The sequence below is a fragment of the Gordonia sp. i37 genome, assembly GCF_002043085.1.
GTDB classification, from domain to species: Bacteria; Actinomycetota; Actinomycetes; order Mycobacteriales; family Mycobacteriaceae; genus Gordonia; species Gordonia polyisoprenivorans.
Genome location: NZ_MVPX01000399.1, coordinates 1 through 1,534, shown reverse-complemented (window position 1 = coordinate 1,534; position 1,534 = coordinate 1). Strand labels below are relative to the sequence as shown.

Annotated in this window: 1 protein-coding gene; it reads right to left on the bottom strand. The window is 65.5% G+C overall.

Annotated features, from left to right (window positions below; all coding sequences use genetic code 11):
- Nucleotides 1-1,141 (bottom strand): DUF222 domain-containing protein (locus B1964_RS19715; protein ID WP_079930978.1); only part of this gene is annotated, 1,141 nt, incomplete at its 3' end.
- Nucleotides 1,142-1,534: the final 393 nt, after the last annotated feature.

The following is a 1,534-nucleotide window of genomic DNA, read 5'->3' as shown; positions in this document are numbered from 1 at the left end:
ACAGGGTGGTGGCGTAGTCGGGATCGATCGGCCCGTATCCCTGCAACCGGGGCACCAGCACACCGTCGGGGTCCGTCAACACCGTCAGTACGGGTGCCCCGGGTACGACCAAGGCCCGTCCGAAGGCCACGGGCACCTCATCCGGCGTCGGCTCATTCATAGGGTCGGGGATCTCGGGTTCGACGACGGGCTCGACGAACTCGACTTCGGGAGCGTCGGCGTCGGCGGGTTCGGGGAGCAGGTCGTCCCATGCTGCCGCATCCTCGGCATCAGCGGGTGTTTCCGCCGACCCGTTGCTGTCGGTGCCGCCACCTCGTTTCGGGCAGTCGTCCTGTCCGCATTCGCAGTCGAGGTGGGCTCCCGGCACGCCGGTGATCTCCCCGAGTGCGATCACCCGCAGCGACCCCACACGGCGGGGGTCCTTGCGGCAGGTCCGTTCGTCAACGAGGGCGTTGATCTGCGTTGCGAGAAACACCCCGTAATGGGCGGGAACAACCGCATCCAGAGAGGAGTGCCCCGCAACATCGGCGGTGATGGTCACGTGTCCCACCAGATCGGTGAGGGTGTCGCGGTCCTCGATCACGCTGTCGGGGTTCATCGAAATCAGCGCAGCGTCAAGCTGTTGCGATAGCACAGGGTCGGTCGTGGCCCGGGACCCGTAATCCAGGACGATCTCCTCGAACGACATCCCAGACTCGTCACCGGTATCGACGCTATCGGTGTCGGTCTCGGTGTCCTCGCCACGCTGGGCGGCGCGCGCCATGATCGAAGCCCGATTCGTGGACAGTTCCCCGTTCAGATAGGCGGCACGGATCAACGGTAGCTTCTCCAGGAGGTCCGCCAGCGCTATCCAACTCCCGGCTTTGCTGCGGGAGACCTTGAACTGCAACGACACCTCGGCCCGGCCGAGTCTCTCGGCATGCTCGACGACCGAACCCCACACACCGGTCTCGGGCCGATCGGCCAGATGCTCGTGAAATACCCGCTCCGCCAACGCGGCGGCAGCCAGGACTGTCCGGGCTTCGTATTTGCGGGACTCGCGGAGCAGGTCTGGGCCGGTCTCGGTGAGCTCATCGCGGGTCATGGCTGTGATCGCGGCGGCGTCGGCTTCCGGATCGGTGAACGTCAATGTGGTCGACATCCGAACAACCTCCCCTCCCGCGATCGGACTTGATGAGAACAAGTGTACGAAGGGGTACCGACAAAACCGGCGCGGCAGCGTCGGTCCGACAAAATCTGTGGACAACTATTTTCGGACGCGTCGAGCGGGCGTCGATGTGGTTGCGACACTAGTCATCTCGCCGGGTCTCGAGGCTCGCCGCACGCGGCTCGCACCTCGACCATCGGGGGGATGGAAGCGCTCGACCATCGATCTATCTAAGGCGTCCGAATGACGCTCCGGTCTTTCCATCCGATGGTCGAGGTGCCGAGGAGCGCCAGCGACGAGGCCTCGAGACCTCTCTCGCCGACGGGTGTCCGCTCCACCCGCCGAGCCGGAACCAGCGTCGCTGCAAGCGGTCTCGAGGCTCGCCGC